Annotated in this window: 28 protein-coding genes; 18 read left to right on the forward strand and 10 right to left on the reverse strand. The window is 67.6% G+C overall.

What is annotated here, in order from left to right; translation table 11 throughout:
• Positions 1–83: 83 nt before the first annotated feature.
• The 4 genes from AC07M1_RS08585 to AC07M1_RS08600 are packed head-to-tail and all read left to right on the forward strand — an operon-like array spanning position 84 to position 3,848.
• Positions 84–1,508, forward strand: coding sequence for an amidohydrolase (locus tag AC07M1_RS08585; protein WP_495162128.1), 1,425 nt, complete (start codon positions 84–86; stop codon positions 1,506–1,508).
• The gene (locus tag AC07M1_RS08590; protein WP_495162129.1) at positions 1,505–2,809 is read left to right on the forward strand and encodes an amidohydrolase family protein; all 1,305 of its coding nucleotides are present in this window, start codon (positions 1,505–1,507) and stop codon (positions 2,807–2,809) included. Before AC07M1_RS08585 ends, AC07M1_RS08590 begins: the two co-directional genes overlap by 4 nt.
• 2 nt (positions 2,810–2,811) lie before the next feature.
• Positions 2,812–3,465 (forward strand): TetR/AcrR family transcriptional regulator, encoded by a 654-nt coding sequence (locus tag AC07M1_RS08595; RefSeq protein ID WP_495162130.1) that lies wholly within the window; start codon positions 2,812–2,814, stop codon positions 3,463–3,465.
• A gap of 50 nt (positions 3,466–3,515) precedes the next feature.
• Entirely contained in the window at positions 3,516–3,848 is a 333-nt protein-coding gene (locus AC07M1_RS08600) for a hypothetical protein (protein ID WP_495162131.1), read from the forward strand.
• Positions 3,849–3,910: 62 nt separating this feature from the next.
• On the opposite strand, the gene AC07M1_RS08605 is transcribed toward AC07M1_RS08600, so the two are convergent.
• Positions 3,911–6,388 (reverse strand): PhoX family protein, encoded by a 2,478-nt coding sequence (locus tag AC07M1_RS08605; protein ID WP_495162132.1) that lies wholly within the window; start codon positions 6,386–6,388, stop codon positions 3,911–3,913.
• A gap of 167 nt (positions 6,389–6,555) precedes the next feature.
• Here AC07M1_RS08605 and AC07M1_RS08610 point away from each other — a divergent pair, with 167 nt between their 5' ends.
• From AC07M1_RS08610 to AC07M1_RS08620, 3 genes are read left to right on the forward strand one after another with little or no spacing between them, the layout of a single operon-like run.
• A complete protein-coding gene (locus AC07M1_RS08610) occupies positions 6,556–7,083 on the forward strand; it encodes a hypothetical protein (RefSeq protein ID WP_495162133.1) in 528 nt (175 codons plus the stop codon).
• Complete coding sequence (locus tag AC07M1_RS08615; RefSeq protein ID WP_495162134.1) at positions 7,080–7,547, forward strand: hypothetical protein; 468 nt, start codon at positions 7,080–7,082, stop codon at positions 7,545–7,547. Before AC07M1_RS08610 ends, AC07M1_RS08615 begins: the two co-directional genes overlap by 4 nt.
• Positions 7,538–7,987: a hypothetical protein gene (locus tag AC07M1_RS08620; protein WP_495162135.1), complete on the forward strand. Its 450-nt coding sequence runs from the start codon at positions 7,538–7,540 to the stop codon at positions 7,985–7,987. Before AC07M1_RS08615 ends, AC07M1_RS08620 begins: the two co-directional genes overlap by 10 nt.
• Here the strand turns inward: AC07M1_RS08620 and gspD are convergent.
• Genes gspD through gspG form a run of 5 tightly spaced genes read right to left on the reverse strand, consistent with a single transcriptional unit; the run spans position 7,981 to position 12,107 of the window.
• The gene (gspD, locus tag AC07M1_RS08625) at positions 7,981–10,035 is read right to left on the reverse strand and encodes a type II secretion system secretin GspD (RefSeq protein ID WP_495162136.1); all 2,055 of its coding nucleotides are present in this window, start codon (positions 10,033–10,035) and stop codon (positions 7,981–7,983) included. The genes AC07M1_RS08620 and gspD overlap by 7 nt on opposite strands.
• Before the next feature lie 11 nt (positions 10,036–10,046).
• A complete protein-coding gene (locus tag AC07M1_RS08630) occupies positions 10,047–10,826 on the reverse strand; it encodes a type II secretion system protein N (protein ID WP_495162137.1) in 780 nt (259 codons plus the stop codon).
• Positions 10,823–11,179, reverse strand: coding sequence for a type II secretion system minor pseudopilin GspI (gene gspI, locus AC07M1_RS08635; protein ID WP_495162138.1), 357 nt, complete (start codon positions 11,177–11,179; stop codon positions 10,823–10,825). The genes AC07M1_RS08630 and gspI overlap by 4 nt, the downstream gene beginning before the upstream one ends.
• Positions 11,176–11,646 (reverse strand): prepilin-type N-terminal cleavage/methylation domain-containing protein, encoded by a 471-nt coding sequence (locus tag AC07M1_RS08640; protein WP_495162139.1) that lies wholly within the window; start codon positions 11,644–11,646, stop codon positions 11,176–11,178. Before AC07M1_RS08640 ends, gspI begins: the two co-directional genes overlap by 4 nt.
• Before the next feature lie 5 nt (positions 11,647–11,651).
• On the reverse strand, positions 11,652–12,107 hold the full coding sequence (gspG, locus tag AC07M1_RS08645) for a type II secretion system major pseudopilin GspG (RefSeq protein ID WP_495162140.1): 456 nt from the start codon (positions 12,105–12,107) through the stop codon (positions 11,652–11,654).
• Between the two features lie 96 nt (positions 12,108–12,203).
• Between gspG and gspL the strand changes: the two genes are divergently transcribed.
• From gspL to AC07M1_RS08675, 6 genes are all read left to right on the forward strand, one after another.
• Positions 12,204–13,292 carry a type II secretion system protein GspL gene (gene gspL, locus AC07M1_RS08650; RefSeq protein ID WP_495162141.1) on the forward strand — a complete coding sequence of 363 codons (1,089 nt, stop codon included), beginning with the start codon at positions 12,204–12,206 and terminating at the stop codon, positions 13,290–13,292.
• Positions 13,289–13,795 (forward strand): type II secretion system protein M, encoded by a 507-nt coding sequence (locus AC07M1_RS08655; RefSeq protein ID WP_495162142.1) that lies wholly within the window; start codon positions 13,289–13,291, stop codon positions 13,793–13,795. The genes gspL and AC07M1_RS08655 overlap by 4 nt, the downstream gene beginning before the upstream one ends.
• Positions 13,792–15,255: a type II secretion system ATPase GspE gene (gene gspE / locus AC07M1_RS08660; RefSeq protein ID WP_495162143.1), complete on the forward strand. Its 1,464-nt coding sequence runs from the start codon at positions 13,792–13,794 to the stop codon at positions 15,253–15,255. Before AC07M1_RS08655 ends, gspE begins: the two co-directional genes overlap by 4 nt.
• 25 nt (positions 15,256–15,280) lie before the next feature.
• Positions 15,281–15,559: a phage tail protein gene (locus tag AC07M1_RS08665; RefSeq protein WP_495162144.1), complete on the forward strand. Its 279-nt coding sequence runs from the start codon at positions 15,281–15,283 to the stop codon at positions 15,557–15,559.
• Between the two features lies 1 nt (position 15,560).
• Positions 15,561–16,784, forward strand: coding sequence for a type II secretion system F family protein (locus tag AC07M1_RS08670; protein ID WP_495162145.1), 1,224 nt, complete (start codon positions 15,561–15,563; stop codon positions 16,782–16,784).
• Positions 16,785–16,906: 122 nt separating this feature from the next.
• The gene (locus AC07M1_RS08675) at positions 16,907–17,596 is read left to right on the forward strand and encodes an alpha/beta hydrolase (RefSeq protein ID WP_495162146.1); all 690 of its coding nucleotides are present in this window, start codon (positions 16,907–16,909) and stop codon (positions 17,594–17,596) included.
• Positions 17,597–17,602: 6 nt separating this feature from the next.
• Here the strand turns inward: AC07M1_RS08675 and AC07M1_RS08680 are convergent, their stop codons facing one another.
• Positions 17,603–18,682 (reverse strand): alpha/beta fold hydrolase, encoded by a 1,080-nt coding sequence (locus AC07M1_RS08680; protein WP_495162147.1) that lies wholly within the window; start codon positions 18,680–18,682, stop codon positions 17,603–17,605.
• Between the two features lie 2 nt (positions 18,683–18,684).
• Entirely contained in the window at positions 18,685–19,395 is a 711-nt protein-coding gene (locus AC07M1_RS08685; RefSeq protein WP_495162148.1) for a hypothetical protein, read from the reverse strand.
• 86 nt (positions 19,396–19,481) lie between these two features.
• Here AC07M1_RS08685 and AC07M1_RS08690 point away from each other — a divergent pair, with 86 nt between their 5' ends.
• From AC07M1_RS08690 to AC07M1_RS08700, 3 genes are read left to right on the forward strand one after another with little or no spacing between them, the layout of a single operon-like run.
• A complete protein-coding gene (locus AC07M1_RS08690; RefSeq protein ID WP_495162149.1) occupies positions 19,482–20,447 on the forward strand; it encodes a penicillin-binding protein activator in 966 nt (321 codons plus the stop codon).
• Positions 20,447–20,980 carry a type II secretion system protein GspJ gene (locus AC07M1_RS08695; protein WP_495162150.1) on the forward strand — a complete coding sequence of 178 codons (534 nt, stop codon included), beginning with the start codon at positions 20,447–20,449 and terminating at the stop codon, positions 20,978–20,980. The genes AC07M1_RS08690 and AC07M1_RS08695 overlap by 1 nt, the downstream gene beginning before the upstream one ends.
• Positions 20,980–21,852: a type II secretion system minor pseudopilin gene (locus AC07M1_RS08700; RefSeq protein ID WP_495162151.1), complete on the forward strand. Its 873-nt coding sequence runs from the start codon at positions 20,980–20,982 to the stop codon at positions 21,850–21,852. The genes AC07M1_RS08695 and AC07M1_RS08700 overlap by 1 nt, the downstream gene beginning before the upstream one ends.
• Positions 21,853–22,016: 164 nt before the next feature.
• Here the strand turns inward: AC07M1_RS08700 and AC07M1_RS08705 are convergent, their stop codons facing one another.
• On the reverse strand, positions 22,017–22,484 hold the full coding sequence (locus tag AC07M1_RS08705; protein WP_495162152.1) for a MarR family winged helix-turn-helix transcriptional regulator: 468 nt from the start codon (positions 22,482–22,484) through the stop codon (positions 22,017–22,019).
• Complete coding sequence (locus tag AC07M1_RS08710; RefSeq protein ID WP_495162153.1) at positions 22,468–23,796, reverse strand: S41 family peptidase; 1,329 nt, start codon at positions 23,794–23,796, stop codon at positions 22,468–22,470. Before AC07M1_RS08710 ends, AC07M1_RS08705 begins: the two co-directional genes overlap by 17 nt.
• A gap of 184 nt (positions 23,797–23,980) precedes the next feature.
• Between AC07M1_RS08710 and AC07M1_RS08715 the strand changes: the two genes are divergently transcribed.
• Together AC07M1_RS08715 and AC07M1_RS08720 are read left to right on the forward strand one after the other, a co-directional pair.
• Positions 23,981–24,370, forward strand: coding sequence for a MerC domain-containing protein (locus tag AC07M1_RS08715; protein WP_495162154.1), 390 nt, complete (start codon positions 23,981–23,983; stop codon positions 24,368–24,370).
• Positions 24,371–24,449: 79 nt separating this feature from the next.
• A complete protein-coding gene (locus AC07M1_RS08720) occupies positions 24,450–25,406 on the forward strand; it encodes a bifunctional helix-turn-helix transcriptional regulator/GNAT family N-acetyltransferase (RefSeq protein ID WP_495162155.1) in 957 nt (318 codons plus the stop codon).
• The last annotated feature ends 3 nt before the right edge of the window (positions 25,407–25,409 follow it).

Below are 25,409 nucleotides of genomic sequence, written 5' to 3' on the forward strand. Positions count from 1 at the left end.
TTGCGCGCAACGCTTTTCGCTCCTAACGGTTGGGAAACCGGGGCTTTCGATACCGGATAAATCGAGCAGGGGAGCAGTACGAGTTGATCCGCACCATCATCGGCATCACCGCCGCCGCGAGCCTGGCCGCCTGTGCGGCCAGCGCGGAGGACAAGCCCAAGAGCGCCGCATCGGACGCGCCGGCACCCAAGGGACCGGGCAAGGGCAAGGGATTCGATCACAATCCCTATCCTTCGACCTACAAGGTGTATCCGGGCGTGCCGACGCTGCTGACCAACGTCACCATCCTGGACGGTGAAGGCGGGCGGATCGACAATGGCGCGGTGCTGTTCCGCGACGGCAAGATCGTCGAGGTCGGTCAGGCTATAGCGGCGCCGGAAGGCGCCACGGTGATCGACGGGCGCGGCAAATATGTGACCCCCGGCGTGATCGACGTGCACAGCCATCTCGGCGATTATCCCAGCCCCGGCGTACAGGCGCATTCGGACGGCAATGAGATGACCGGACCGGTGACCGCCGAGGTGTGGGCCGAGCATAGCGTGTGGCCGCAGGACCCCGGCTTCAGCCGCGCGCTGACCAATGGCGGCGTCACCACGCTGCAGATCCTGCCCGGCTCGGCGAACCTGTTCGGCGGACGCAGCGTGACGCTCAAGAACGTCTATGCGCGCACCATGCAGGGGATGAAGTTCCCCGGCGCCCCCTATGGCCTGAAGATGGCGTGCGGCGAGAACCCGAAGCGCGTCTATGGCGGCAAGGGCCGGATGCCGTCCACCCGGATGGGCAATATCGCGGTCGACCGCGCGACCTGGGCCAAGGCGCAGGAATACAAGAAGCGCTGGGACAAATATGAGGAGAAGGGCGGCGAGGCGCCGACCCGCGATCTGGCGATGGACACGCTGCGCGGCGTGCTCGACGGCGAGATCATCATCCACAACCACTGCTATCGCGCCGACGAGATGGCCATCGTCCTCGATATGGCCAAGGAGTTCGGGTACAAGGTGGGGACGTTCCACCACGCGGTGGAAGCCTACAAGATCGCCGATCTGCTCAAGACCAGCGGCACCTGCGCCGCGGTGTGGGCGGACTGGTGGGGCTTCAAGATGGAATCCTATGACGCGATCGGCGAGAATCTCGCGATTCTCGAGCGCGAGGGCGCGTGCGGGATGATCCATTCGGACGATGCCAACGGCATCCAGCGGCTCAATCAGGAGATCGCCAAGGTGCGCGCGTCGGCCAAGCGTGCGGGTTTCGAGGTTTCGGAGGCCGTCGCTTGGAAATGGGCGGCGATCACGCCGGCCAAGGCGCTGGGGATCGACAAGGTCACCGGCAGCCTGAAGGCGGGCAAGATGGCGGACGTGGTGCTGTGGAACGGCAATCCGTTCAGCGTCTACACGCGGCCGGAAAAGGTGTGGATCGACGGGGCGTTGCTCTACGATGCGCTTGATCCCAAACGCAGGCCGGTATCGGACTTCGAACTGGGCCAGCCGGGTGAAGGAGACGTGAAATGAAGGCGCTCCTTCTGACGGCAGCAGCGGCGCTGGGCGTCGCGGTTCCGGCGACGGCGCAGACCGTGGCGGTGACCAATGCCAAGCTCGTCATCGGCGACGGCTCGGCGCCGGTCGAGGGCGGCACGGTGGTGGTGCGTGACGGACGCGTGGTCGCGGCCGGGCGTGGCGTCGCGGTGCCGGCGGGCGTGCCGGTGGTGGACGCGGGCGGTCGCTGGGTGACGCCCGGCATCTTCGCCGGCTTCACGCGGATGGGCATCGTCGAGGTCGACGGGGTGAGCGAGACCAACGACGCGGGGGCGGGCAGCTCGCCCTTCAACGCCGCGATCGACGTGGTGCCCGCGGTGAACCCGAAGACGAGCGCGATCACGCTCAACCGCGCGGAAGGGATCACCCGCGCCGTGGTCGCCCCGCAGGCACGCGGATCGATCTTCGGCGGGCAGGGCGCGATCATCGATCTGGGCGCCGACCTGGATGCGGTGACCAAGGCCCGTGCCTTCCAGTTCATGGAATATGGCGAGACCGGTGCCGCGCGTGCCGGCGGCAGCCGTCCGGCGGCCTATGCGATGCTCAAGAACATCCTGTTCGAGGTGCGCGACTATGCCCGTGCGCCGGGCAGCTTCGCCGATCGCGGCAAGGACGCGCTGCTGACCCGGGCCGATGCGCAGGCGCTGGTGCCGGTGGTCAACGGCGTCGTGCCGCTGCTGGTTCATGTCGAGCGGGCGTCGGACATCCTCGTCATCCTCGACCTCAAGCGCGAGGTGCCGGGGCTGAAGCTGGTGCTGGTCGGCGCGACCGAGGGTTGGACCGTGGCGCGGCAGATCGCGGCGGCGAAGGTACCGGTGCTGGCGTCGGCGCTGGCGGACCTGCCGGCTTCGTTCGAGCAGCTTGCGGCCACCCAGTCGAACATCGGGCGACTGCAGGCGGCGGGCGTGACCGTCGGCATCGGCATGATCAATGACGACGAGACGCGGCAGGCGCGGCTGGTGAAGCAATATGCCGGCAATCTGGTGGCGCTGGGCAAGATCCCGGGCGCGGCGGGACTGGACTGGGGGCAGGCGTTCGCGTCGATCAGCTCCAAGCCGGCCGAGGCGATGGGCATGGGCGGCGAGTTCGGATCGCTGCGTGCCGGACGCCGCGGTGACGTGGTGGTATGGGATGGCGATCCGCTGGAGATCGGCACGGCGGCAACGCGCGTGTGGATCGACGGGGTGGAGCAGCCCCTGAAGACGCGTCAGGACAAACTCAAGGAACGTTATTTCGACCCCAAGGAAGGCGCCTTGCCCAAGGCGTACGAGCGCTGAGCATGGCAAAGGAAGCCGGCAGCTTCGCGGTGGAACCGCGGCGCGCCGGCCGCCCGCGCGATCCCGCGAAATATGGGGCGATCATCGAAGCCGCGCGCGCAGCTTTCTTCGCGCGCGGCTTCCACGCCGCCACGATCGAAGACATCGCGCAGACGGCCGGCGTATCCAAGGTCACCGTCTATAGCCGCTTCGGCGACAAGGAGACGCTGTTCGAGGAGGTGATCCGCAGCGAGAGCGGGCGGATGGCAGCAGTGTTCGATGATGGCGTCGCCGCGGGCCGGTGCCTGGAGGAGCGGCTCAACGCCTATGGCACCGTGCTGATGGAGTTCATCTACAGCGAGGAGCATATCGCGGTCGACCGCGTGCTGATGAACGAGATCGCACAGTCGCGCCGGCTAGCCGAGCGCTTCTATCAGGCTGGCCCCGCATTGTGCCTGGGCCGGTTGGCCACGGCGCTGGGCGATGCGGCGGAGAGTGGGGAGATCGAAATCGACGATCCCTGGCTCGCCGCGGAAGATCTGTGCGGATTGTGGCAGGGAATTTCGGACATGGGTATCAAGCTGGGCCTGGAGCCCGCGCCCGCCCCCGAGGCGATCCGCGCGCGCGTGGAGCGTGCGACGCGGCTGTTTCTGAAGATGGTCGGATCGAAGCCGTGACGATCGGCGTTGTCGCTGTGAAGGAGATGCGAGAAATGCGGAACATAGGTGTGGCGATCACCGCGGCGCTGTTGCTGAGCGCATGCGGCGGCGGCGAGAAAGCTGCCAACGAGGCGGTGGCTAATGTGGTGGCCACCAATTCGGCGGAGGCGACGAACTACCAGGCCGAAGTGATCGCGCTGCCGCCCGCAGCGCGGGACGGTGTGTTCCTGCGCGCGGTGCGCGACGCGGGGATGAACTGTCAGGAAGTGACGCAGACCGAGCGTCTGGACCCGGTGAAGGGTGATCCGACCTGGCGCATCTATTGCGGCAAGACGCCGCACCTCATCACGCTGACCCGCGACGGCACCGCCAACATCACCAGCCGGACCGACGCGAAGTAACCCCAAAAAAAGAAAGGGGAGGCTGGGCGAACCCAGCCTCCCCTTGAGGTCGGGGGCAAGGCTTAGAGGCCGACCACGCCGCCGTCATTCTTGGTGATGACGATGGTGGCCGAGCGCGGACGGACGGTGGCGCCGGCGGTGCCGGTGGCCTGGCTGTCCGGCCAATGGCTGCTGGGCGCTGCGGACGTGCCGCCTTCGCCCGGATGCTGGATATTGACGAACAGCGCGCGGCCGTCGGGCGTCGAGTCCACACCGGTGATCTCGCACTCGACGGGTCCGACCAGGAAGCGACGGAGCGTGGTTGCGGGCGCCTTGCCGACGAACGTTGCCTGGGTCGCGGTGGCGCCGCCCGTGCCGGTGTTGGTGATCGTGCGTGCGCCGCCGTCGCCGACGGTTCCCGGCATCGCCGCCAGCATCTGGTTGTTGGTCACGTCGGTATAGGCACCGTCGTCGGTCTGCAGCCACGCGATCGGCGTCACCAGACCCGACGGGTTGGACGAGCGAGCGAACCAAAGACCATCCGGGCTGGAGAAGTCGTTGGTGGCATCGAGACCCGACAGGTTGATGTTGGCGGCGTTGAGGTCCGAACCCGCGCCGAACAGCCAGATGTCCCAGGTGAAGGTCAGCGATTCGGTGTTGTCGCCCGCCTCACGGATGCGGATGATGTGGCCGTTCGGGTTGCCATACTGGTTCGTCGAGCCCTTGGGGTCGTTATAGTGGCGCGGGTTAGCGGCGTTGGTGCCATTGAGCGGACGCAGCGCCGCGCTGTTGTTGGTCAGCGTCAGATAGATTTCACCGGTGACCGGGTTGGCCGCGGTCCATTCGGGGCGATCCATCGGCGTCGCGCCGACCGCATCGGCGGCGAGACGGGCGTTGACCAGCACGTCCGCCTGATCCGCGAACGGATAGGTCGGGTTCGACGCGGTCAGAGGGCCGGTGCCGAACACCAACGGCAGCCACACGCCGCTGCCATTGGCATCGAAGCGCGCGACGTAGAGCGTGCCGGCGTCTAGATATTTGTCGCCGATCGCGAGCCGGTCCGCCACGCTCTCAGCGCCATCGGCGGCGTTCCAGGCGGTCGCCGACACGAACTTGTACATATACTCGCCACGCGAATCGTCGCCCATATACCAAGCGGGCTTGCGGCCGGCGGTGAACTTGCCGGGCCATGCGCCTTCATGGCCGAGGCGGCCGAGCGCGGTGCGCTTGCGCGGCGTCTTGGTGCGGTCATAGGGGTCGATTTCGACCACCCAGCCATATTGGTTCGGCTCGTTGCGATAGTCGCCGAGCGCGCTCGAGGCGGTGGCGCGGGCGTCCCATTTGCGGAACAGCGTGTTGGAGGCGTCGGCCGGAACCACCGTCGACCAGCCATAGTTGCCGCTGCTGCTGGTGACGCCATAGCGGTTGAGCGCGGTCAGTTCCTTGGCGGTGCGCAACGCATTGTCGCCGCTGCGGCGGAAATAGCCCGCCCAGTTTTCTTCGCAGGTGAGGTTGGTTGCCCAGGGGGTCACGCCATTGGCGCAGTTATTGATCGTGCCGCGACCCTGCGTGCCGTCGTTCGAGAAGGCGGTCTTGACCAGATCGCTGCCGCGAACCGGGCCGTTGATCTGGGTCGGCGTGTTGGGGGTGACGCGGCGGTTGAAGCTGCTGTTCTGGACATAGGTCCAGGCGCGGTTGGCGCCTTCGACCACCTCGACCACGGCCACGCCGTGCGACTCGATCTCGATCAGCGCTTCGCCCTCGGGCCGAGCGCCGCCGACCGTGGTCGAACCATTGGGGTGCAGATACTGAGGATCGATATTCTCGTGGTTCATCACCAGCACGCCACGGGTGCTGCTGGCGTCGCTGCGTGCGCCGGCGGCGCTGAGGCCGAACCATTGGAGCGCGTCATGATGGTCGCCGCCGCGTTGCGAATAGCCGGCGTCGGTGCCGTCATTCTTGTAGGCGGCCACGCCCGAAGCGAGCGGATCGCCCTTCCGGTAGAGCACCGACACGGTGTAGCCGGCGGGAACGGTGACGACGTCGTTCTTGTTCTTCGCGACCGCGGCGAAGCCGAGCGTGGCGGGCAGCACGCTGACCGTGGTCGTGCCCTGAGCCGCCTGGCTTGCGCTGTCGGTGGCGGTGTACTGGAAGGTCAGCGTGGTGGCCGACGCGACGCTGGGCGCGATGAAGCTGGCATTCGGCGTGCTCGCACCGAGCAGCGTGACCGCCGGGCCGCCGGTCTGGACCCATGCCGAGTTGAACGGCCCGTTGTCGGTCGCGCTGGACGTGAGCGTGACGACCTGACCCGAATTGGCGGAACCGGACGAGCCGACTGACGCGAGTCGGGGATAGGGATCGGCATTGGCGTTGGCGCTGTCGCATGCGGCAAGCACGCCACCGCCGAACACCGCGACGGCGGCGGCTGAAGCGCCCGAGCGCAGCGCCTGGCGGCGCGAATAGCGCTGGTCGATCAGTGCATTGAGGGTGGGCGTGGTGCTGGCGTTGGTATCGACGTCGCCGTCGCTATAGCCAAAGGCCAGATCGGTGCTCTCGGTCATGTTCTGGGACCCCCTTTATGATCCGAATCCGGAAGGGATGCGGTTGCCGGGGGCTGTGACGGGGCCGCTTTACGGTGTGATGGACAAGCGTTGACGAAGCTGTGTCGGTTTGACGACTCTTCCATGACAGACTGTTCGGCGCGGCATGGGGGCGTTAGGGGGCGGCGATGGAAACGCCGGACAGGGATATCGGGCACAGCCTTGCCGAGCGGATGGCGCGGCGGTTCGCCGTGGGCGAACCGCGTGCGCCGCGTCCTGGGGCTGCGCCGGTGGATTGGCGGCGCGCGGGAGCGCTCGCCGCGCTGATCGCGCTGGGGCCGTTGCTGACGATCGTCGGTGCGGGATTGCTCGAACGGACCGCGCGGACCGAAGCGACGCGGCTGACCGTGCAGGCGGCGCCTCGGGTGAAGGCGGAGACGCACGAGCGCGAGGCGCGGGCGGCGCTGCGTGGCGCGGTGCGCGATGCCGGGGTTGCGGTGTGGATGGATCGGCTGGCAGTGGCGATCCCGGCGGACGCCCGGGTCGTACGGATGGCCAAGGCCGCGGACGGGGCAATCGAGATCGAGATTACCGCGCCGGACCCGGACCTGCTGCGCGCTGCGCTAAGGCGCGATCCTGCGCTGGCGGGGTTTCGCGAGACCGGGCAGCGGCGCGCGGGTGCGATGATCGCGGTCACCTTGAGGCGTGCGGCATGAACCGGGCAACGTTGATCGCCGGGATCGGGAGCGGGCTGGCGGTGGTCGCGCTGTTGGCGCCCGCAACCGGGACCGCGCTGGGCAAGTTGGAACGCGCTCGCGATGCCGTGGCGGAGGCGCGTGCGATGGCAAGTGCGCCCGCACGCGCGCCGGTGCCGCTGACGGCAGCGGGACTGCGCGCGCCGGGAGGGAACGACACGGCGGCGGCGGCCGTGCTGGCGGCACGCGTGCGGAAGCTGGCAGCGGAGGGAGGCGTGCTCGTGGAGCAGGCGGCGCGCGTCTCGGCCGGCGAGGGGCTGGTGAAGCTGCAATTGAGATTGTCGGGGCCGGACAAGGCCGTGCTCGCCTTGACCGACCGGATTGAGCGCGAGGCGCCGTTGCTGCGTCTGGCCGCTTGGCGCGCGACGGCGTTGCCGGGCGGCGGGCTGCGGATCGAGGGCGAGGCGGTGGCGGCATGGCGCTGACACGGCGGGACTGGATCGCGCTGGGCGCGGCGGCCGGGTTCGCACTGGCGATGCCGGCGGCGCTGCTATGGCCGGGGGGTGGGCGGCCCGCTTCTTCCGGGCCCGCGGCGGAACGAGCCGTGATCCCGCCGCCGACGCCGGAGATCGCGGCAGTCTATGAGCGGCCGCTGTTCGCGGTGGCGGAGGGCGGTGAGGCGCTGCCCACCGACGCGCCCGCTTTGGTCGGTATTGCCGGGCGGCTCAACAAGGATGCGGTGGCGATGGTGCGTCTGGCCGACGGCAGCGCGCGCAGCCTGGGGGTCGGTGAGAGCGTCGACGGCTGGCGGCTGGAGAGCCTGGCGATCGACGCGGCTTTCTTCACCCGTGGGCGCGAGCGGGTACGGGTGGCGATGGAAACGCCCGAAACCGACCCGGTCCCGGACGCAACCGCAGCTCAGTAGATCCCGTCGATCTCCAGCGTCAGGCGCGGGCGGAGCGGCTTGAGCAGCAGGTTGCTCGGCGCGTTGAGGTCCAGTTCCTCGCTGCGCAGCCGGGCATATTTGGCCTTGGCCATCGCCGCCGCATCCTCGCCATTGCGCAGGATGGTGGGCTTGAGGAAGATGAACAAAGTCCGCTTGTTGCGGCTTTCGCGGCGACTCTTGAACAGCTCGCCCAGGATCGGAATGTCGCCCAGGATCGGCACCTGGCTCTTGATCTGGCCATAGTCGTCGGAGGTGAGTCCGCCGAGCACGATCGTCTGACCATTGTCGGCGAGCACGGTGGTGTTGATCGCGCGGCGATTGGTGATGAGATCGCTCGCCTGGCTGAGCTGCGTTGCGGCGATCGTCGAGGCCTCTTGCGCGACCTCGAGCCGGATCGTGTCGCCCGCATTGATGCGCGGCAGTACCTTGAGCGTGATGCCGACATCCTTGCGCTCGATCGAGGTGTAGGGGTTCACGTTGCCGCCATTGCCCGGGAGGATCGAGCCGGTGACGAACGGCACCTCCTGAGCGACGACGAATTCGCCGATCTTGTTGTCGAGCGTGGTGATCTGCGGCGTCGAGAGCAGGTTCGACTTGGTCGAGGTGCCGAGCGCCTGAACCAGGATCGAGAAGTCGTTGCCGATTCCGATATTGGCGGTGAGGCCCGGACCGAGCGCCTTGGCCATCGGTACGCCGAGCGCGCCCAGGATCGTGCCGAGCGAGAGCTGCCCCGGGCTGTTGAACGATGTCGCCGCGCCTTCGATCTGCTTGAGCGCGGCACCGCCGGTGCCGAGCTGCACCGCGAGAGCCTCGGCTTCCTCACCGCTGATCTCGGCGATCGCGGCTTCGATCAACACCTGCGGACGGCGAACGTCGAGATCGGTGATCAGTTGCTCGATCGCCGCGATGGCGGTGGGCGTCCCGCGCACCACCACGGCGTTGATGTCGGGCGAGGGCTGGACGGTGATGTCGGGGGTGGAGAAGCCCTGTGGCGTCTCGCTCTTCTGCTGGCCGAGCTGGGATTGCTGTGCCCGCAACGCCGCGGTTGCCGCGGCGGTGGCGGTGTCCGTGGGGTTGCTGCCGCCCGACTGGACCATGCCGCCCAGAACACTGGTGGGACTGCGGTAGTTGCCGCCGCGCTTGTCCGAAAGGCTGCGGGCGACGGCGTTGTTGGTCGTTGCCTCCTGACCCAGCACGCCGCGCAGGACCTCGGTTACCGATTCGGCATCGGCATAGCTCAGGCGGAAGACGCGGGTGATCGGGGTGGCACCGCCGGGCGTATCGAGCGAGGCCAACATCCGGCGCGCATCGGCGACGGCGGTGGGAGTGCCGCGAACGATGATGGTGTTGCTGCGCGCATCGGCGGCGACGCGCGCGCCGCCCGAGGCGGGGTCGCCCAGCACCGCCTGCAGCGCCTGGGCGACATCGGGCGCGCTGCCGTTGCGCAGCGCAATGGTGGCGAAGGTAAGGCCCGACCCATTGCCGTCGAGCGAACGCAGGATCGCCTCGATCCGGCGGACATTGTCGGCATAGTCGGTGACGACCACGGCGTTGGGCTGGGCAAGCGGTTCGACGCTGCCGAAGCTCGCGACCAGCGGCCGCGCGACGCGGGCCGCCTCGGCCGAGGGCACGTTCGACAGGCGGATCATGCGCGTGACCAACTCCTGGCCGGATGCGCCGCGCGTGGGCACGCCGCCGTCGCGCACGGCGTTGCCCTGCGGCACGATCCGCCACGCCCGGCCCGATCGGACCGCCGCGAAGCCGTTGGCGCGCAGCACCGACTGGAACAACTCCCACACCCCGCTGGGCGAAAGCGGCTGGGCCGAGGTGACGGTGACCGAACCCTTGACCGCCGGGTCGAGGATCAGCGTGCGACCGGTGAGGCGCGAAATCTGATCGGCGACATCGGCGATCTCGACCCCGCGCATGTTGACGACGATGTCGGCTGCGTCGCTCTGCTGGGCGAGCACGGGCTGCGCGACCATGGAAGCAAGTGCGATGGTGAGGGCGATATTGCGGATCGGCACGGGTGAAATACCTAGCGGGTCGGGACGGTCAGCGTCACAGGCTTTCCGTCGCGGGTGATCTGAATCTGGGCGGAGCCGCGCTGCTGCGCGGCGGCAAGGGCGGAAGCGGCACTGGCCTGGCTGGAGATGGCGGTACCGTTGATCGATGTGATGACGTCGCCCGATTGCAGGCCCGGCGGCGCGCTGGCACCGACCTGAAGCCCACCGCCTGGGGCGGGCGAGAGGCCCGCGAGCGCGGCCGACGCGGCGGATGGCGGCGCGGCGGCAATGGTCTGTGCGCCTGCGGGTTGCGGGGCGGCGGGCTTGGCCGCGGCATCGGCCTGTTGATCTGCGGTCAGGGTCGGATCGGGAAAGGCGAGATATTCGATGCGGCCGTTGACGCGCAGCAGAACGCGATCGCGCAAAATTCCCTCGATCGTGCCACCGCCGGGCGCTTCGCCGACGCGGAACGCCTTGGCGGGCTCGCCCCCGACTTCGATATAGGCGACCGAAAGGTCGGCGGGCGATGCGGCGAAGACGCCGCGCAGCTTGAGCGGGAGTGCGGTTGCCTGCGATGCGTCGCTGATCGCGCCCTTGCCGAACGGGGCGAAGGCGAGCGCCGCGGTGATGTCGGCGGGCGCGGCTACGGAACGGGCGCCCGATGGGACGGTGACCGCGCCGGTGCTGGCATGGCCCGCGATCCGCCAGGTCAGGCCCGCGAGCGCGATGGCGACCGACACGACCACCGCCGCGGTGACGATGTCGAGCGCGGTGCGGGCCTGGCGTGGCGAGAGATCGGGCAAGCGGATCATGTCCGTCCGCCCTCAACGAACCCGTCGAGCGATGCAAGCGGAGACCGTTCGCCCGCCGCGAATACCTGAATGCGGACCTTGTCGATTCCGGTATCTTCAGTGCGCGTACGGGCGGTCTCGACCTTCCACTGCTGGCCTAGCAGCTCGGCTTGCGGGGCGTTGGCGGCGGGGTCGGCGATCTGGATTTCCGCAAGGCGATTCTCCGCCACCCACATGGCGGCGGCCCGGCGCTCCATCGCGCGGGTCGAATCGATATGGCTTTCGGTCGCGCGGACAAGACCAACGGCGGCGATGGCCAACACCGCGAGTGCGACCAGCGCCTCGATCAGCGAAAAGCCCTGCTCGTTCTTCACGACGCGGCTTCCACCTTCGTCGCGACGGCGGTCATGCCGTCATAGCGGACGACCCATTTCTGCTCGCCATTCTCGATCGTTGCGGTCAACGGCTTGCCGCCACCGTCGACACCCAGCACGACCGGCGGGCGGGCGTCGAGCGTCACCACAATGCCGCCGGGCAGGGAGTGAAAGGCGAGCGCGTCGCCAAGCGGCGCCAGTTTTCCGTCACGGCCGATCGCCGCGAAGCCATAGCCGTGACGCTCGGCGGTGAAGGCGATGACGCGGTCGCCGATCATCGCGTCATCGGCTGCGGCCTGAAGTCGCAATGCGAGCCGGCGTGCCTCGGTTTCGACCGAGGGTGCACGGGTGGCGGCGCCGACGCCCAGCGTGATGCCGCCCACGGCGATACCGATGATGACGAGCACGATCAGCATCTCGATCAGCGTCATTCCGCGCTCACCAATGCTAGTGCTGGTCCCCCGCATCGGAGTTACCTGGACCTGGAATCAATATCGGCGTCGAGGCCCTCGCCGCCGGGCTTGCCGTCCTTGCCGAGCGATTTCAGCGAGAAATTGTTGCCGTCGGTCGCATAGACATAGGGATTGCCCCAGGCATCGACCGGATTCTCGGACAGATAGCCGCCGTCCGGCCAGGCGGTCGGGATGGGCGGGGTAACCGGCTTTTCCGCCAGCGCCTTCAACCCCTGCTCGGTGGTCGGATATTGACCGTTGTCGAGGCGGTAGGTTTTGAGCGCGGTCGAGAGCGTCGCCAAATTGGCCCTGGTCGTGGTGACGCGCGCCTGATCGGGGCGGCCCATCACATTCATGCCGACCAGAGTCGCGACGATCGCGATGATGACGAGCACCACGATCATCTCGAGCAGGGTCAGGCCAACCTCGGAGTTGGGAACGGTGTGGCGCTTGCCCTTGCGGGTGCCAACTGCCACGGTGTCATGGAACTGTTTCAAAACTATGCGCATCGCGGCCCCATGCGTCCTTCTCGTGAAAGCAATGTTACAACCAATGTATCCGGCGGAGCACTCATGACCGGTCAATCCGTGTCTGTCGCGGACTTCCGCACCGGCGGCGTTTGGGCGCTGTCCGGCGGGCGGGCGATCATAGCCGAGCCGGATGGTCCTGCAACCGTGCTGGTGCCGAGCGAATCGGTGCTGTTGTTGGGTGTCGATTTGCCGCTGGGCAGTCACGCCAAGCGGCTCGCGGCGCTGCCTTTCGCAATCGAGGATCGGATCGCCGATTCGATCGAATCGGTGCATCTGGCGCTGGGCGAGGAGATTGCGCCCAAGCATTATCTTGTCGCGGTGGTCCGCCATGCGCTGATGCGCGATTGGGTCGAGATCGCGGAGACCGAAGGGCTTGGTCACGCGGCACTGGTGCCGGACGCGCTGGCGCTGCCGGTGCCCGAAACGGGCTGGTCGGCCGAGGCGGCGGATGGCCGCGTGCTTGTGCGCGGTGCGGATGGCACCGGGTTCGCGGCGTCCTCCACGCTGATCGGGCCGATCTGGGAAGCGGCGGGGCGGCCGCGCATCTGGAATTGCGGTGCGGTACCGATCGGCGAATTGCTGCAGGAACCGCGCCCGGCCGGTGGCGGCGGACTGGCGGAGCGGTTGACGACGCCCGCGGTCGATCTGCGACAGGGCGTCTATGCGCGTCGGGGTGGTGCTGGCGGGAGCAGCTGGCTCAAGCGGCTCGGCTGGATCGCCGCGGCGGGGATCGCGGCGCATGTCGTGATTGCCGGAGCGGACACGCTGATGTTGCGCGCGATCGCTGAGCGTCGTGCCGACGATACGCGCGCGGCGGTGGCTCAGGCCGCGCCGGGCGCCAATCTGGGTGAGGATCTGCGCGCCAGCGTCGCCGATATGCTGCCCGTACCGGGACCGGCGGGAAGCCAGTTCGTGCCGCTGGTCACACGCGCGTCCAACGCGCTGGCGCCGCTGTCGAGCGCGGTGATCGCGCGGTCGATGCGGTTCGAAGGGAGTTCATTGGTGATGGAGATCGAGCCGGGCGAACCAGGCCTGGCCGACCGGGTGCGCGCGGCGATGCGCGCGGCTGGCGTGACCGCCGACGTGGCGGCGGGGCAGGATGGCGCGGTGCGCCTGACGGTGCGCGCATGAGCGGGATCCGGATCACCCGCAGCCCGACGCTGGACGCATGGGGTGCGAAGGCCGGCGGTTGGTGGGCGGGGCTGAGCAGCCGCGAGCGCTGGCTGGTCGGGACGCTGGGCGCGATCGTTGGCGTCGTGGCGCTGGTCTTTCTGGTGGTCCAGCCGCTGCAAGCGGCGCGGGCCGATGCGTTGGCGGACATTCGCACCTACGAGACGCTGACCGCTCGGGTACGCGCGGCGGGGGTTCTGACCCCGCGGGGCGCGAAACCGCAGATGCGCGAAGGCGCTCCGGGCGACGCGGCCCAGGCGGCCGCGAGCGAAGCGGGGATCGTCGCGACGATTGCACCGGCCGGGGCCGGATTGACCGCTCAAATTGCCGACGCGCCCTATGAGGCGGTGATTGGCTGGATCGCGAATGTCGAGCGGACGACGCCGCTTCGCGCGCGCAAGGTGGAATTGCGCAAGGGGAGCGCGGCGGGCCGGGTGAGCGCGAGCGTGGAGTTTTCGCAATGAACGCCGACGTGACGCTGCCATACGCCTACGCGCGCCGCGCGGGCGTGGTGTTGCGCGCGGGATCCGGCGGGCTCGAATGTGTGCACCGGCCCGACGCGGCGCTCGACGCGCTGCTGGAAGTTCAGCGGATCGCACCCGAGGCGCGCTTCGTGGCGGTCGAGGATGCGGCGTTCGATCAGGCGCTGGCGGCGAGCTATTCGGGCAGCGCGGGGGCGGCGGCGGAATTCGACCTGGAGGGCATCGATCTCGCGGCGCTGGCCGACAGCGCGGCGGCGGTCGACGATCTGCTCGACACGCGTGACGATTCGCCGGTGATCCGCCTCATCAACGCGCTGTTGCTCGAAGCGGTCAAGGAGGGCGCGTCGGACGTGCACGTCGAGACGCAGGAGAAGCGCGTCGTGGTGCGCTTCCGCGTCGACGGCGTGCTGCGTGACAAGCTCGAGCCGCGGCGCGAATTGGCGCCGCTGCTGGTCAGCCGCATCAAGGTGATGGCCAAGCTCGACATCGCCGAGAAGCGCGTGCCGCAGGACGGCCGCGTGACGCTGCGCATTGGCGGGCATGACGTCGATGCGCGCGTCTCGACGCTTCCAACCCAGCATGGCGAGCGCGTGGTGATGCGTTTGCTCGAAAAAGGCTCGCTCAAGCTCGATCTCGAACATCTCGGCATGAGCGCTCGCGACCGAGAAGTATTCACTCGCCTACTCGAACGCCCCCACGGCATGCTCCTGGTCACCGGGCCGACCGGATCGGGCAAGACGACAAGCCTGTATGCCGCGCTTCAGCGGCTGAATGACCGTAAACGCAATATCATGACGGTCGAAGATCCCATCGAATATGAACTTGCAGGAATTGGGCAGACCCAGGTCAATTCACGTACCGGCATGACCTTCGCCCGCGGGCTGCGCGCGATTCTTCGCCAGGATCCGGACGTGATCATGGTGGGCGAAATCCGCGACCAGGAGACCGCCGAGGTCGCGGTGCGATCCGCGATGACCGGTCATTTCGTGCTGTCGACATTGCACACCAATAGCGCGGTGGGATCGGTGACGCGCCTGATCGACATGGGGGTCGAGCGCTACCTGCTCGCGCCGATGCTGGTGGGCCTTGCAGCGCAGCGGCTGGTGCGGCGGCTGTGCCCGAGCTGCCGCCGCGAGGATGTCGCGAGCGAGGGCGACGCGATGCTGCTCGGTGGCACGCTCAAGGCGGGCGAGCCGGTATGGCGCGCGGTCGGCTGCGACGAGTGCCATGGTGACGGCTATCGCGGGCGAGCCGGCCTGTACGAGGTCGTGCCCGTGGACGAACGCTTCCAGGCGATGATCCATGACGGTGCATCCGAGGCGGAGATCGAGGCGCATGCGCGCAAGACGAGTCCGGCGCTGCTCGACGATGGAGTGGCCAAGGCGAAGGCCGGGGTGACGACGGTCGAGGAAGTGGCGCGGGTTGTGAGGGAAGAGGCGTAACATGCGGCCACCAATGCAATCTGCAATGACGTCGGGGCAGGCGCCGGTCGGCAGCGTGGTGGCCTATGCCGGCGCGTCTTCGACGTTGACGTATATGGAACAGACCGGGTGGATGTTGTGCGACGGTCGCACGATCGAAGCCGCGATCTATCCCGAACTCTTCGCCACGCTCGGCCATAGCCATGGCGGCGAGGGCGCGTCCTTCGCCATTCCCGATTATCGTGATGTCGCGGGCGGTCCGCCGTCAGTCAGTTACCTGATCAAGTTCACCTATGGTACGGCGCGGATGGGCGCGCCCTACTGATATGGCTGCTTTCGTCTATACCGCCGCGGAAAAAAGCGGGGCATCGAAGAAGGGTGTGATCGAGGCGACCAGCGCCGCCGCGGCGCGCGCAATGCTGCGCGAGCAGGGGCTGCTACCGCTGGCGGTGGACGCGGCGTCGGAGCGGCGGTCGATCGGGAGCATCAAGCTGCCCGCGCTTGGCCGCTCGGGCATGAGTGCGCGCGAGCTGGCAACGGCGACGCGGCAGATCGCGACGCTGGTGGGATCGGACATCCCGGTCGAGGAGGCGTTGCGGCTGGCGGCGAGCCAGTCCGAGGCGCAGCGGGTTTCGTCGATCCTGCTCGAGGTGCGCGCGGCGATCCTGGATGGGCGCAGTTTCGCCAATTCCTTGGCGACGCATCCCAAGACTTTTCCGGAATTCTACCGCGCGTCGGTCGCGGCGGGAGAATCCTCGGGCAAGCTGACTCAGGTGCTGGAGCATCTCGCGCATTTCGTGGAGAACCGGCAGGCGAACAGCCAGAAACTGCAACTGGCCCTGCTCTATCCCGGGCTGCTGGCGACGGTGTCGCTGGGCGTGATCGTGCTGCTGCTGGTCTATGTCATCCCCGATATCGTCAAGGTCTTCGTCTCGCGCGGGACGGATCTGCCACTGCTGACACGGACGCTGATCGCGATTTCCGGATTCCTGCAGGCCTGGGGGCTGTACATCCTACTTGCGGCGTTGGTCGGCTTCGTCGTCTATGGTCGCTGGGTCGCGAACCCCGTGAACCGATTGAAGGTCCATCGCGCCTTTACCGAACGCTGGCCGTTCCGGCGCTTCAGCCGCCAGCATAATGCTGCGCGCTTCGCCGGGAGTCTGGCCACGCTGGTGTCGAGCGCGGTGCCGCTGGTCGAGGCACTGCACGCGGCGGCGGCGGTGACGCCGAATCGCTGGGTCCGCGAGCGTGCATTGCACGTCGCGGCGCGGGTGCGCGAGGGCATCAGCCTGCGCGCGGCGATGACCGAGGCGGGGGTGTTTCCGCTGATGCTGACCGCGATCGTCGCGTCGGGCGAAGCGAGCGGGCAATTGGGGCCGGCCTTGTCGCGCGCGGCGGATGAGCTGGACCGCGAACTGGACGCGGTGACGAGCACGATGGTGGCGCTGGTCGAGCCGATGGTGCTGCTGTTCATGGGCGGCATCGTGCTGATGATGGTGCTGGCGATCCTGTTGCCCATCATCAACCTCAACGATCTGGTGACCCTGTGACGCGCGACTGACCCGAAACCGTCAAGCTTCTGTGGTCGAATGCCGGGCGGTCGGATCGTTACCGGAGGGGAAACGTTACGGCCTTCAGGCTGCACAAGCGGCCGGTTCTTGAGGAGGCTGACGTGGCGAATCCCGCAATCATTCTGGTGCATGGCTTCTGGGGCGGTGCCGCCCATTGGGCGAAGGTGATCCCGGAGCTGTGGGCGCGCGGCTATACCGATCTCCACGCGGTGGAGATGCCGTTGACCTCGCTCGCCGAGGATGCTGGACGATTGCGTCAGATGATCGATCAGCAGGACGGCAATGTGCTGCTCGTTGGCCATTCCTATGGCGGCGCGGTGATCACCGAGGCCGGCAATGCGCCCAATGTCGTGGGCCTGGTCTATATCGCCGCCTTCGCGCCCGATGCGGGGGAAAGCCCGGGTGGCATTTCTCAGGCGGTTCCCCCAGCGGCGTTCCCCAATATCGCGCCCGACAGCGACGGCTATCTTTGGATCAAGCGCGATCTGTATCACGAGAGCTTCTGCCAGGATCTGGATGCCGGGGATTCGCTGGTGATGGCGATCACGCAGAAGGCGCCGCTCGGCTCGACCTTTGGCGACCCGATCAGCGACCCGGCGTGGAAGCACAAGCCGAGCTGGTACCAGATCTCCTCCGAGGACCGGATGATCAACCCGGAGAACCAGGAGATGATGTCGGCGCGGATGAGCCCGCGGAACATCATCACGCTGGACGCGGGTCATGCGTCGCTGGCGTCGCGCCCGAAGGAAGTCGCCGGACTGATCGTGGAGGCGGCGCAGGCGGTCGCCTGACGCGGTCTACTTCTCTGTGCGGGCCAGCAGGTCGCGCAGGTCCTGTTCCCAGAAGACCGCCCAAGTGTGCGTGCCATGGCCGCGCGTCTCGGCGGTCTCGGGGATCATTCGGAAGCGCGCATCTGGCATCCGCTTGAGCGCACGTTCGGGAACATCGAGGCCGCGCGGGTTGATGAAGTCGTCGGCCGAGTTGATCCACATCATCGGCGCGGTGATCGCTTCGAGCCGGGGCCAGGGATTGTAGCTGCGCGAGGCGTCGACCTGATAGATCAGGTCGTTGGCGTCGAGCCCGGCGATCGAGCGTTCCGCACGCTCGCGGACATAGGTAACGGCGGCATCGCGCGTCGGGAATTGCTGCTGCAGGTAGAGCGGGGCCGAGCCGGCGACGAACAACATGCTGGCCGCGGTGCGCAGGCCTTGCGCCGGCTGTGCCGTGTACTCGCCATTGGCCCAGGCGGGGTCGGCCTTGATCCCGTCGATCAGCAGTTGGCGCCACATGCGGTTGAGGCCGGCGATCTCGATCGGCTCGCAGGCGAGCGGCATCAGCGCGCGGGCGAAATCGGGGTGGGTCTCGCCCCAGACGAAACTGTGCATGCAGCCCATCGACGTGCCCATGATCAGCCGCATGCGGCGGATGCCGAGCCCGTCGGTGAGCAGGCGGTGCTGGGCCGCGACCATGTCATCATAGTCATAGGCCGGGAAGCGCGTGCGCAGGCCGTCGGACGGCTTGGACGATCCGCCATGGCCGAGATTGTCGGGCAGGATGATCCAGTAACGGGTGATGTCGAGCGGCTGGCCGGGGCCATAGAGCCGATCGGCGAATTGCGGCTGCAGGAATTGGGCGCCGGTGCCGCCGGTGCCGTGGAGAATCATCACGGCATTGTCGATCACGCCTGAGGCGCCGCGGTGCGGTTTGCCGAGCGTGCGATAATGGATGCGGATGCTGGGGAGGGTAGCGCCATCGTGGAAACGGAACTTGGCGATTTCGTAATTGGCTTCCTGCACCGGCCAGCGCGAGGCCGGGGACTGAGCGGCTGTCGGGGCCGCGACGAGGAATGCCGCGATTGCGGTAAGGACCCAGCGCATCGTTACATCGCCCCTTCAATCGTCGCGCCGGCGGGCATGCCGGTGAAGGGGAGGATGCGCGCGCCGTCAGGAGTCATGCGGACGCTGAGCTGACCGTCCTCGGCGAGCGTCGCGTCCATCAGGAGTTGGCGGCGCTGGGTGGCGGGAACGACGCGAATGCGGGTCGAGGTGCCGATCTTCTCGGCGGTGAGCAGCAGTGCCGGGACCGGGGTCGCGGTGCCGCCATTCTTCGCGGTGCAGGTGCCGGGGGTGGTGGTGAGCTTGCCGTCGATCGACTGATCGCCGCCGCCGATCGCGATCCGGGTGAATTGAAGCTGCATCACCAGATTGCAGGTGAACGGGAGATTGGGCTGGAGCGCCTGAAGTACCGAGCTGTGCGCGCTGCCGCTGACATCGTCGAGCACGGTGCGGCCGAACCGCATCAGCCCACGACCGCCCATATCGGTATCGGGGCCGGTCGCCTTCCAGTCCGCGGCGAAGGCGAATGAAGTGAGCGAGCGGAGCGGCGCCCAGTTCCATTCGAACTTGCTGCCGCCGGCGATGCCGACCTCGCCGTTCCAGACCGTACCGGCGACGCCGGTGCGCCACGGGCGGTTCTTGAGAAACACGCTGGCGGGCATCGTCGCGAACATCGCCAGCGCATAAGCGGCTATGCCCAGCACGACGAAGACGGTAAGACGCCGCCGTGCCGACCAAGACGCCAATCCGGACACCGGCGTTTCACCGCCGCGATGTGTTGAAATCAGGCCTGTTGCTGCCGCCGGCATTGCTTGCGAGTCCCTCTGTTCTCGCCGCTTCCGTGCAGGACAAGAAGCCCAAGCGCGACAAGCGGCAGGTGGCGATGCTGCTGCCGCTGTCCGGGCCGCGTGCCGCGCTGGGCCTTAGCATGCGGCAGGCGGTGTTGCTTGCGGATTCTGGGCCGGAAATCACCGCCTACGACACCGGCGGAACCTCGGCGGGCGCGGCGCTGGCGGCACGCAATGCGCTGAAGGCCAAGTCGGCGATGATCCTGGGGCCGGTGACCGCCGAGGAGATGACCGCGGTGGCCCGCGAGGTCGCGGGAATCATTCCGGTCGTGGCGTTCAGCAACAATGCGGTGGCGCGCGGCCCAGGAAGCTGGGTGTTCGGCATCACCCCGAGCCAGGTGACCAGCGCGATCCTGCGCTATGCCCGGTCGCGCGGCATCAAGAGTGTCGTGGTGATCGACGATGCTTCGCCGTGGAGCGCGGCGGCGGCGCTGGCGGCGGGCAAGGTACAGGGCGAGATCGGCATCGATGTTCGCGTGCTGACCGTGACCGAGGGGCAGCCCTTGCCAGTGGCGGGCGACGCGCCCGACGCGGTGCTGTTGCCCGGCAGCGGCGAGGCGGTGCTGGCGGCGGCGCGCAACCTGAAGGCGACGGGCATCCAGCTGCTGGGCACGGTGCAGGCACTGGATCACCGGCCGGCGGCGCTGGAAGTGCTTGATGGCGCCTGGCTCGCAAGTCCCGATCCGGCGGCGTTCGGCCGATTCGCGGGAGAGTATCGCGCGCGGCATGGCGGCGATCCGGGGGCGCTGGCGGCGCTGGCCTATGACGCGGGCGGAATCGTCAAGGTGCTGCGGGGCAAGGGCGAGATCAGCGAGAAGGCACTGCTCGGCGAGGTCAGCTATCCCTGTGTCACCGGCAATGCCCGTTTCCGCAGCGATGGCAGCGTGGCGCGCGAACTGGCGATCCTGCTCGCCGGGCCGCAGGGCTATGAGCCGGTCGCGGTGAGCCTGGGGGCATGATGCCGCGCCCCGAGGAGGGCGGATTCACGCTCCTTGAACTGATCATCTCGCTCGGCCTGTTCGCGCTGATCGCGGTGGCGGGACTGGGGCTGCTCGACAGCGTGCTCAACGTTCAGGGACGGACCGAGACGCGGCTCTCCCGGTTGGCCGACCTACAGCGGGCGATGTTCGTGGTGCAGAGCGACCTGGACCAGATTACCCGCGGCGCGGTTTCCGGCGGGGGGAGCGGGATCGCCTTTACCCGGATCGCCGGAGGCATGGGCGGGCCGCCAGTGCCGGTGAACTATGGTGCGGCGGATGGAGTGCTGGTCCGTTCGGCACCGCAGCCGCAGATGCTGTTGCAGGGGGTGACGCAAGCAACCTGGCGCTTTCGCGACGGTGACCGCTGGATCGACCGCTGGCCGGTGAACGAGGAGCGCAAGGAGGAATGGCCGCGCGCGGTGTCGGTGGAGATGCAGGTAGGCGGGGTGCCGGGGCCGCAGGGGACGTTGCGCCGTGTGGTGGTGCTGCCAGCCCAGCCGAGGGACAAATGATGCGTCCGCGCCAGGACGAACAGGGCATGATCCTGATCAACGTGCTGATGTTCGTCGCGATCGCGAGCGGGTTGGTGCTGCTGATGATCAGCCGCGAGGAACTGGCACTCGACCGGTCGCTGCGGGGCCGCGAGGCGGCGCGCGCGGCGGCTATCGTTCGGGGCGGCGAGTTGTCGGCGATCAGTGCGCTGCGGAAAGACGCGCGGGAGGCGCCGGAGGTCGATCATGAAGGCGAGCGCTGGGCGTCGATCGGGGCGGCGGGCGTGGCGATCGACGGCGGCAGTTTCGACCTGGCGGTGAGCGACGCCGAAGGGCGGTTCAACGTCAACGCGCTACGCAGCGGCGAGGTGGCGCCGGTGCTGATCTTCCAGAAGCTGGCGACCATCGCGGGGCTGGACGAGGAGCAGATGACGCAGGCCGTCGCCTATGTCCGTTCGCAAGGGCCCGTCACCGACGTACGACCGATCCGGTTGCTGCCGGGGGCGGATCAGGCCGCCATTGCGCGGCTGGAGCGGATGGTGACGGCGCTGCCAGGCAATACGCAGATCAACCTCAACGCCGCGGACCAGGAACTGCTGGCGATCCTGTTCGACGATCCGGTGGTCGCGGAACGGCTGGTCGCGATCCGCAAGCGCAACGGCCAGATCACGCTGCGCGACCTGTCCGACCAGAAAGTGAGCCAGCCGCCGGGGACCGCGTTCCGCTCCGACACCTTCTGGGTGCGGGTACGCGCGACGATCGGCGGGACGGCGCAGGACGGCGCCACGCTGATTCAGCGCAAGCGCGAGGACGACGGGACGGTCGAGGTGCTGCCCGTCGCGCGCTGGCGCAACGCCGCGGTGCCGCCCGAGGCGCCGGTGGTGGGCGGCTGACGGCGCCGAAAGTCCCGAAAGTCACACTCCTACGCGCGCGCGAGTCGATTGGAGCGGCATGGGTATCGACCGTTTCAAAGAGCGGGCGGCCATGGCCGCCGTGCCGGAAGTCGAGCATGCGAAATCCAACATTGCAACGGGAAGGCGCCGCCTTCTCAGCGGTTTCAGTTGTCTGTGCGCTGGGATAGCGGCCGCGCCTCCAGTGCCTTGAGCGTGTCGAGGATGACCCGGTGGACGTCACCCACCTCATCGAACAGCTGCCGGTAGATCACGGAAATGCGAGCACTGTACGCATCGAGGGCGACAAGCTGTTCCCGGCCGCGATCCGTCAGGCGAAACAGCTTGCGGCGCGCGTCGGCCGGGTCGGCGCGCGCCACGATCAGGTCAAGTCGCAGCAGGGCAGGGACCTTTTGCATGACGAGTTGATGCGAGTGGCCGAGCGCGCGCGCGATCTGCGCCGCCGAAGCCTCACCCGCCTGGCCGAGCGCGGTGAGGAACGAGCAGGAGCGCACCGGGATGACGATGCCCGAGGCGTCGAACAGCTCACGCGTCTGCTCCTCGATCCGCATGCTCAGCATCTCGCTGAGCCGGCCTAGGAACGAGATGTCGTTCAGATCAGTCGGTTCGGACATAGCGTTGCGTGGTTCCGTCACGGTTGACGCGTTCGAGCGCCGCGATCCGGGTCCCCTTGCGCACGACACGCATGCGGAAATCGCGAACGCCCTCAATCCCAAACAAGTCGGTGCCGAGCGGCTCAAGCGCAAGCCGAAAACGGTCGCGCCAGATGTAAAAGGGCTTTCCGTCGATCAGTTCGATCCGTCGCCCTTCGTACCGACCCGCGATCGCGCGCAGTTCGGCAAGGGTGAGGGACACCGGTCGTGCCTGCGCGGCGATCTGGGGCAAGAACCAGTCGGCATCGGCCTGTCGTGCCGGATCGGCGCGCGCGAGATCGGCAAGCGCAAGGCGATGCGCGGTTGCCAGCGCGTCGATCGATGGTGTGGCGTGATCGGGGATCACGCCCTTGCCCTCGAAATCGCCGCGATCGACCGGATCGTGAATCTGTCCGATGGGAACCTGCACGAAGAAGTCGGTGCCGACCGGCTTGCGATCGACGGGATGTGCCCCACCCGCCGTGCGCTCACCGACCAGCGTCGCCCGTCCGAGCTTCTTGAGGGTGTAGGCGAACCATTCGGCGGCGGAAAAGGAAGTCGATCCCGTGAGGACATAGACTGGCTTGCCCGTCAGCCGACGCGCGGGGAGCGCGGGTAACACCCATTGGCCGCGTGTGACGCGGCGGCCGTCCTCGATGTAGTAATAATCGAACAGCTCCTGATCCTTGTCGCCCCGGAAGAGCTGGCTCGCGAGCAACTGCGCCATCTCGAGGTGCCCGCCATTATTGTAGCGCAGGTCATAGATGACCGCGTCGCTATTCTCGATGAAGCGCATGGCCGCCGCCGCCGCATCGTAGCCGAGCTCCGGATCGGCGAAATTCGAGAGGCTGACATAGGCGATGTTCCCATCGAGGCGGCGCAGATCCGAGAATCCGAAATTGTCACGCGCCTGCTCGCGGCGGTCCTGTTCGCGAAGGGCGGCCGCGCGAACGGGATCTTTCCGCGCGGCGAAGTCGGCGACGAAGGCCGGGTCCACCCCGACGAAGAAATGCAGATCGCCGCTCGCCGCAACCAGATCCTCGCTGAGTGCGCTTGCCAGGGCCCGTTTGTCGGATGCCCGGTCATAACGACCCGCATCGAGTTTCGTGCGAAGTGCCGCGGCGATCGTCTTTGCCTTGTCGGCGAACACATAGTTCGATTCGAGTGTTGCGCTGAGCTGTTCGACGACCTTGCGCTTGTCGGCCGCGGTCAGCGGCGCTTCGTCCGCGGCGGCGACGCTTAGGATCCACGCGGTTGCCGCCAGCAGGGCGGTTCGCATCACTCTGGTACGCATGATCTTTCCCACCATCGGACAGTTATGCAATATATTGTGCAATATATTGCATAACTGTCCGGTGCAAGCCGCTGGCCAAGGCGCAGCCGCAATTGCGACAGGCTGTTGGAAATCTTGCTCAGCACAGGGTTGAAATCAATGATACAAGGTATCATGTGAGCCGCGAGCAATTTGGAGCGGCGTGATGCGGGTGATGATCGGCAAATGGTTTGATGGATTTGCGGTGGGCGCGTCGGCGCTGTGCCTGATCCATTGCCTGGCCCTGCCGCTGCTGATCGCCGCGCTGCCCGCCATCGCCAGCCGGGTCGATCTGGGTGAGGGCTTCCACCTTGGCGTGCTGCTGTTCGCGATCCCGACGAGCGGATTTGCGCTGATCGAGGGCTGGCGGCGGCATCGCGGGCTGGCGCCGCTCTTCGTTGGTCTGGCGGGGTTGGTGCTGCTCGCGGCGGGGCTGGCGTTCGAGAATATGGTGGCGATCGAGACGGGGGTGACCGTGGCGGGCAGTCTGTTGCTCGCGGGTGCGCATATCGTGAACTGGCGGCGGCGGGCGGCGAAGCCGGCCTGCCAAGCCTAGCAGGATAGCATTCGCGTCCGTTGACTTCGTTACATGTAGTTATATATCGCGTTATATAACGTGTTTTCGGAGGTGTAGGGTGACGGACCTGATCGAGCAGATGGGTGCGGCGTTCCTTGGCAGCCGTCTCAAGCGACTGGGCGAGCGGATGCAGGCGGGCGCAGCGCGGATCACGGCGGATGCCGGTCTGCCCGTGCAGCCCTCCCATATGCAATTTCTTGCCGCGCTCGACGGGCAGGTGCTGACGATCGGGCAGCTGGTACGGACTGTCGGGATCAGTCAGCCGGGGGTGACGCGATCGATCGGTCAGCTGGTGGATCTGGGCATGGTCCAGTCCGAGCCGGGCGAGGATCAACGGCAGCGGACGATTTCGCTCACGCCCGCAGGGGTGAGCGTGTTGAAGCGGGCCAAGCTGCACGTCTGGCCGCAGGTGGGGGAGGCGGTGCATGCGTTGTTCGGCAACCGGGCGGATGCGTTTCTTGCCCAGATCACCGCGCTGGAAGCCGCGCTTGAGGCAACGCCGATCGATGTCCTGGCCGGCCGGGCCGCTCCCGAAGCCCTGACGATCCGCGAGTATAGCGATGATCTTGCCGGGCATTTCCACGACATCAACGCCGAGTGGATCAACGCGATGTTCCGTCTGGAACCGATCGACCGTGAGGTGCTGGAGAACCCCCGCGCCAAGATCGTCGATCCCGGCGGGATCATTCTGTTCGTCGAGGCGAAGGGACTGGGCATCGTCGGCACCTGCGCGCTGCTGAAGACCGGGCCGAGCAGCTACGAACTGACCAAGATGGGCGTGCGCGAGTCGGCGCGCGGGTTGAAGGCGGGCGAGTTCCTACTGGCTGCGACGATCAAGCGGGCGGCGTCCCTGGGGGCCGACCCGCTCTACCTGCTCACCAATGCTAAATGCGCGGCGGCGATCCATTTGTACGAGAAGTTGGGCTTTCGCCATGATGCGGAGATCATGGCGACGTACGGCGCGCTCTATACTCGATGCGATGTCGCCATGCGCCATGTCGCGGGCGGCGGCTGACCG

The organism is Sphingomonas sp. GW821-FHT10C01, from assembly GCF_059415525.1.

What these genes read in the sequence shown, in the direction of transcription:
- gspE (WP_495162143.1), top strand. Translation starts at nt 13,792, where the DNA reads ATGAACGCCGACGTGACGCTGCCATACGCCTACGCGCGCCGCGCGGGC.
- AC07M1_RS08680 (WP_495162147.1), bottom strand. Translation starts at nt 18,682, where the DNA reads ATGCGCTGGGTCCTTACCGCAATCGCGGCATTCCTCGTCGCGGCCCCG.
- AC07M1_RS08615 (WP_495162134.1), top strand. Translation starts at nt 7,080, where the DNA reads ATGAACCGGGCAACGTTGATCGCCGGGATCGGGAGCGGGCTGGCGGTG.
- AC07M1_RS08715 (WP_495162154.1), top strand. Translation starts at nt 23,981, where the DNA reads ATGCGGGTGATGATCGGCAAATGGTTTGATGGATTTGCGGTGGGCGCG.
- AC07M1_RS08590 (WP_495162129.1), top strand. Translation starts at nt 1,505, where the DNA reads ATGAAGGCGCTCCTTCTGACGGCAGCAGCGGCGCTGGGCGTCGCGGTT.
- AC07M1_RS08595 (WP_495162130.1), top strand. Translation starts at nt 2,812, where the DNA reads ATGGCAAAGGAAGCCGGCAGCTTCGCGGTGGAACCGCGGCGCGCCGGC.
- AC07M1_RS08670 (WP_495162145.1), top strand. Translation starts at nt 15,561, where the DNA reads ATGGCTGCTTTCGTCTATACCGCCGCGGAAAAAAGCGGGGCATCGAAG.
- AC07M1_RS08705 (WP_495162152.1), bottom strand. Translation starts at nt 22,484, where the DNA reads ATGTCCGAACCGACTGATCTGAACGACATCTCGTTCCTAGGCCGGCTC.
- AC07M1_RS08620 (WP_495162135.1), top strand. Translation starts at nt 7,538, where the DNA reads ATGGCGCTGACACGGCGGGACTGGATCGCGCTGGGCGCGGCGGCCGGG.
- AC07M1_RS08630 (WP_495162137.1), bottom strand. Translation starts at nt 10,826, where the DNA reads ATGATCCGCTTGCCCGATCTCTCGCCACGCCAGGCCCGCACCGCGCTC.
- AC07M1_RS08640 (WP_495162139.1), bottom strand. Translation starts at nt 11,646, where the DNA reads ATGCGGGGGACCAGCACTAGCATTGGTGAGCGCGGAATGACGCTGATC.
- AC07M1_RS08655 (WP_495162142.1), top strand. Translation starts at nt 13,289, where the DNA reads ATGAGCGGGATCCGGATCACCCGCAGCCCGACGCTGGACGCATGGGGT.
- AC07M1_RS08710 (WP_495162153.1), bottom strand. Translation starts at nt 23,796, where the DNA reads ATGCGTACCAGAGTGATGCGAACCGCCCTGCTGGCGGCAACCGCGTGG.
- AC07M1_RS08665 (WP_495162144.1), top strand. Translation starts at nt 15,281, where the DNA reads ATGACGTCGGGGCAGGCGCCGGTCGGCAGCGTGGTGGCCTATGCCGGC.
- AC07M1_RS08610 (WP_495162133.1), top strand. Translation starts at nt 6,556, where the DNA reads ATGGAAACGCCGGACAGGGATATCGGGCACAGCCTTGCCGAGCGGATG.
- gspL (WP_495162141.1), top strand. Translation starts at nt 12,204, where the DNA reads ATGACCGGTCAATCCGTGTCTGTCGCGGACTTCCGCACCGGCGGCGTT.
- AC07M1_RS08605 (WP_495162132.1), bottom strand. Translation starts at nt 6,388, where the DNA reads ATGACCGAGAGCACCGATCTGGCCTTTGGCTATAGCGACGGCGACGTC.
- AC07M1_RS08700 (WP_495162151.1), top strand. Translation starts at nt 20,980, where the DNA reads ATGCGTCCGCGCCAGGACGAACAGGGCATGATCCTGATCAACGTGCTG.
- AC07M1_RS08695 (WP_495162150.1), top strand. Translation starts at nt 20,447, where the DNA reads ATGCCGCGCCCCGAGGAGGGCGGATTCACGCTCCTTGAACTGATCATC.